Raw genomic sequence first — 3,455 nt, 5'->3', positions numbered from 1 at the left:
GGTGAACGAGAAAGAGGCAAAAGCTAATCAAGGCAAAGAAATAAAGTTTGTGTTAGAGGGGTGGAGTCCGCAGCAAAACCCCTCGTTTTTAAAATAGAGAAGCATGAAAGTAGGACAAACGGTATATTTTCGCCCAACCCATTCGCAGATGATGCTTGGACCAAAAAGGAAGGGGTTATAACATCAGCCAAGGGCGCGCACTTGATTATCCGCATGGATGGAGAAGCTAGTGTGGGCAAGTATCATCCTACATGGGAAATGGAATATTTTTAAAACGAACTGTTGCATTTTTTGCACACGTTCAATTTATCAACCTTAAAGAACAGAAACAATGGATAATATGATAAAACAGCTCAGAGCGCTACTTGCTCCCTATGACAAGGATCAAGTGGAAGAGTTCTTAAAAGTGCTTTTCATTAAAGCTCAGGACTCTAAAACAGCATGGTTAACTGCTGTGCCAGCACTCACCTTGCAAGGGCTTTTTGCCAAGGCACAAAAGTGGGGACTGTTGATTGACTTTGAGAACGTGACCATTGATAAGCGTGGACCTAACAAGCAGGGAGTTACAACATACAGTTTAAGACTAGACTATCACGCCATGCAAAACGTGGTGATAAATAAGTTTCCTGACGCCAAGTTCACGACTGGCGTCATCTACCAAGGGGACGCTTTCGAGTACAAGTCTACAGATGCAGGCGTCCAATTCAATTACGTCCCTAAAAACATCTTTGAAAAAGGCAAGACAGCAATAGGTGTGTTCTGTCACTTGACGGCTAGCGGCATTGCGGATCTTATGATTACCTTGAACATGGAGGACCTTGCTAAGATGCAATCGAGTTCCACGATGGCCTATATTTGGAAGAACTGGTGGTCAGAAATGGCTATTAAGTCCGCCATCAAAAGAGCCTGCAAGCGCATCATGTATCTGGATAAAGACCTTGCCCAGATGGTCAATGAGGACAACTTAAACTCAAATCCCGATTTACTAAACCTTCCAGAAGGTGTAAAGGAGCAGATTGCTCAGGCGCAAACCAGAGATGACCTAGCGACTATCTATCACGAGTACAACGGCAAGCTCAAGACGCCCGAAGCTCAGGCAGCATTCCAAACACAGCTTTCAGAAAAGCAATGGGAATTAAACTCTGAGGCAGCATGAGCGAATTGACAACCATAGCAAGATCAGAGCTCATTACCATTCACAAAAATGTGCTGCAAGGCAGCAACGAGTGGCATGAGCTCCGCAGTGGCAAGTTCACATCTTCCAAGGCCAACACCATAGCCACAGCAGGAAAAGGTCTTGTGACGTATGTGTCGGAGATTCTAGAGCCTCATGTGTGTGGCAATATCTCCCCCAGATTCCAAGGAAGTGCAGATACCCAGCGGGGCAACATGCTAGAGCCAATTGCTAGGACCATGTACGCTTTTGAAACTGGTCGCATGGTCAGAGAAGTTGCCTTCGTCCAAGCAGGGGATTTTATAGGAGTTAGCCCCGATGGCCTTGTGGGCGATGATGGCCTTGTGGAAATCAAATGCCGCAACAATGCCAAGCACATCGCCATTGCTCTACAGGGCGAGCCATCTAAAGAGGCATACATGCAGATGCAGATGCAGATGCTTGTAACAGGCCGCCAGTGGTGCGACTTTATCGCCTACAATCCCTATGTCATGGGCAAGCCCTTGATTATTCAGCGAATCTTCCCAGACGAAAAGGCCTTCGCCAAGCTCTTGAATGGGCTAGAAAAAGGCATTGCTATGCTAGAGCGTGGATGGGAATTATTCAACACTGAATCAGAATTGATTGACATTGAGCTGCCTATTGACGAGGCGGCTTTTTAAACCAACCAGCAGCATGAGCAGAGAAACAACCGAATACTACGAGGCGATGAAAGAAAAGCGCCAATAGATCCAGCAGGATCGCCTAGAGTATGCTAAAGAAGAGCTGGATAAGCTCAGTATTGATATTGTCCAAGAAACAGCCTCTGAGCTGCAATTTTATCACAACGGGTACCTTGTTAAGTACTTCCCTTATACGGGATGGCACACTGGTAAGTCTATAAAGGACGGTCGGGGATGGAAGAAGCTCAAAGAACAATTGACAGCATGACAACAGAAGAACTAAAGCAATGGAGCCAATCGACCCTTTATGGAGATGGTCCTAGTGGTGGATTTGTGATCCACGCTCCACAGGGAACCGAGTATTCTGCATGGTTCGCCAAGTGGGCTGATCCAATGGGCCAAGTATGGGATGTAGACGGGCAACTTGTAGAGCGGTTTGCCGTGGGTGTCCCCATTGAAAAAATGGTAACTGCGTTCAAGCAGCATTACCCTACCAGAGTTCCAGTATTCAAGATTGCATTTGTGAACCCACGTGAACAATTGCAGCAACCAATTTTGTAGTCATGATAGCAACATTCCACTATAAATCAGGACCGATAAGAAGCGTGTGCATCAGCGGCATTATCAGTGCTAACTTTATGCTAGGTAGTGACAAAGCATTGGAATTGCGGACAACATCGGGTGTTAGGTACTTGGAGTTTTGCAGTCCAGACGACGCCTTAAGTGCGCGACTTTGGATTGACCAAGGTAAGTCTTTTGAGGATATTGACCCCAAATTAGTTAGATGTAGCTCAGAAGTGCCAGTCAAGTAACCTAGCAGGCACCCGCATTGCCTTAGGCGAAAAGTAAACTACTTCAAGCCATTTTTAGACGAGATAAATTAGATGAAACAAAGACTAAAGCAACTAGCAACCAAAGCCCGTCATTGGGCTATCAAAAAGCTTGGTGGGTATGTGGAGCAAAGACCTGCGCTGCCACCGATGCAAATGTACGGACCAGTCGAGGATTATACTGTAGAGCGATTAGAGGGGCGTGTCAATGTCGCCAGAGTTCTTAATGCTAACGAAGTTGAACACGTCGTGAAGCGCGAATTTGTTTACAATCTAGATCTAAGCGAGTTTATTGAAGTGCATTTTACTGACGATCCTATGGAGGGCAAAGTGATGCACATGGATCTGCGATTACTTAAAAAGAAACAACCATGAACTACTGGCAAGCCATAGAAGGAAAGAAAACCTTATTCCTAATCCTGACCAAGCAATGGTACGACATGATCCTATCAGGAGTCAAGAAGGAAGAATACAGAGCTATAACCGACTACTACAAAGCGCGCCTCAAGAAGGACTTTGACTTTGATGTGGTGATCTTCCGCAATGGCTACTCAGGCAATAGCCGTAGCATGGTGGTAGAAGTAGTGAAGCAGCCTCGTGTTGGGACAGGGAAGGTAGAGTGGGGAGCGAAGGAAGGGGAGAAGTATTATGTAACAGGACTGGGCGAAGTGATTTGGTCCAGTGAAATGGAAGTAGCAGCATGAATTATCTTAATGAGCTGGTGTTTCATTTCGAAGAAAAAGATAACTTCAAGAGTCTTGTTAATGAGTCGGAGCCGATTTATCTTTA

General features: G+C 45.6%; 5 protein-coding genes. All 5 read left to right on the top strand.

Going from position 1 to position 3,455, the window contains the following annotated elements; all coding sequences use genetic code 11:
• Positions 1–331: 331 nt before the first annotated feature.
• The 5 genes from HRT75_RS14290 to HRT75_RS14270 all read left to right on the top strand — a co-directional run bounded on the left by HRT75_RS14290 (position 332) and on the right by HRT75_RS14270 (position 3,370).
• Positions 332–1,156, top strand: a complete 825-nt coding sequence (locus HRT75_RS14290; protein ID WP_291188162.1) for a recombinase RecT — start codon at positions 332–334, stop codon at positions 1,154–1,156.
• A complete protein-coding gene (locus HRT75_RS14285; protein WP_291188159.1) occupies positions 1,153–1,836 on the top strand; it encodes a lambda exonuclease family protein in 684 nt (227 codons plus the stop codon). The genes HRT75_RS14290 and HRT75_RS14285 overlap by 4 nt, the downstream gene beginning before the upstream one ends.
• A 264-nt stretch (positions 1,837–2,100) precedes the next feature.
• Positions 2,101–2,397: a hypothetical protein gene (locus tag HRT75_RS14280; protein WP_291188156.1), complete on the top strand. Its 297-nt coding sequence runs from the start codon at positions 2,101–2,103 to the stop codon at positions 2,395–2,397.
• Positions 2,398–2,720: 323 nt separating this feature from the next.
• Positions 2,721–3,041 carry a hypothetical protein gene (locus tag HRT75_RS14275; protein WP_291188153.1) on the top strand — a complete coding sequence of 107 codons (321 nt, stop codon included), beginning with the start codon at positions 2,721–2,723 and terminating at the stop codon, positions 3,039–3,041.
• The gene (locus tag HRT75_RS14270; RefSeq protein ID WP_291188150.1) at positions 3,038–3,370 is read left to right on the top strand and encodes an ASCH domain-containing protein; all 333 of its coding nucleotides are present in this window, start codon (positions 3,038–3,040) and stop codon (positions 3,368–3,370) included. The genes HRT75_RS14275 and HRT75_RS14270 overlap by 4 nt, the downstream gene beginning before the upstream one ends.
• The last annotated feature ends 85 nt before the right edge of the window (positions 3,371–3,455 follow it).

This window comes from Gilvibacter sp. (assembly GCF_013214815.1).
In the GTDB taxonomy this organism is placed as follows: domain Bacteria; phylum Bacteroidota; class Bacteroidia; order Flavobacteriales; family Flavobacteriaceae; genus Gilvibacter.
This window is presented reverse-complemented; position numbering and strand designations above follow the sequence as displayed.

What these genes read in the sequence shown, in the direction of transcription:
- HRT75_RS14290 (WP_291188162.1), top strand. Translation starts at nt 332, where the DNA reads ATGGATAATATGATAAAACAGCTCAGAGCGCTACTTGCTCCCTATGAC.
- HRT75_RS14285 (WP_291188159.1), top strand. Translation starts at nt 1,153, where the DNA reads ATGAGCGAATTGACAACCATAGCAAGATCAGAGCTCATTACCATTCAC.
- HRT75_RS14280 (WP_291188156.1), top strand. Translation starts at nt 2,101, where the DNA reads ATGACAACAGAAGAACTAAAGCAATGGAGCCAATCGACCCTTTATGGA.
- HRT75_RS14275 (WP_291188153.1), top strand. Translation starts at nt 2,721, where the DNA reads ATGAAACAAAGACTAAAGCAACTAGCAACCAAAGCCCGTCATTGGGCT.
- HRT75_RS14270 (WP_291188150.1), top strand. Translation starts at nt 3,038, where the DNA reads ATGAACTACTGGCAAGCCATAGAAGGAAAGAAAACCTTATTCCTAATC.